Below are 311 nucleotides of genomic sequence, written 5' to 3'. Positions count from 1 at the left end.
TCAGATGCTTGAGAAAGCAATTGCTCTTGGCTTAGACGAATCGAACCATCTTCATCGATTGAGTACGCTAGGTCACCCGATACAGGCGCATCATCAACCGCTGTTACGCTTACGTCGATGTTCGCTGACACTGTATCGGTACCGTCAGATACATCGAAACCGAAGTTTACATCACCATTGAAGTTTTCATTTGGAGCAAAGGTGTACGTGCCGTTACCGTTATCAGTAAGGATACCGTCGCCACCATCGTAGGTCACACCTTCAACAGTAAGGTTGTCACCTTCGATGTCAGTAGCGCCTGTTAACAGGTC

1 protein-coding gene is annotated in these 311 nt (G+C 47.6%); it reads right to left on the bottom strand.

Features of this window, described 5'->3' with window-relative positions:
* Positions 1-311, bottom strand: a 311-nt coding sequence (locus AB4185_RS21945; RefSeq protein ID WP_372135938.1) for a cadherin-like domain-containing protein, incomplete at both ends; no start/stop codon positions are given.

It is taken from the genome of Vibrio sp. 10N.286.48.F5, assembly GCF_041469785.1.
GTDB classification, from domain to species: domain Bacteria; phylum Pseudomonadota; class Gammaproteobacteria; order Enterobacterales; family Vibrionaceae; genus Vibrio; species Vibrio crassostreae_C.
The sequence above is the reverse complement of the archived record's forward strand: the minus strand, read 5'-3'. Positions and strand labels throughout refer to the sequence as shown.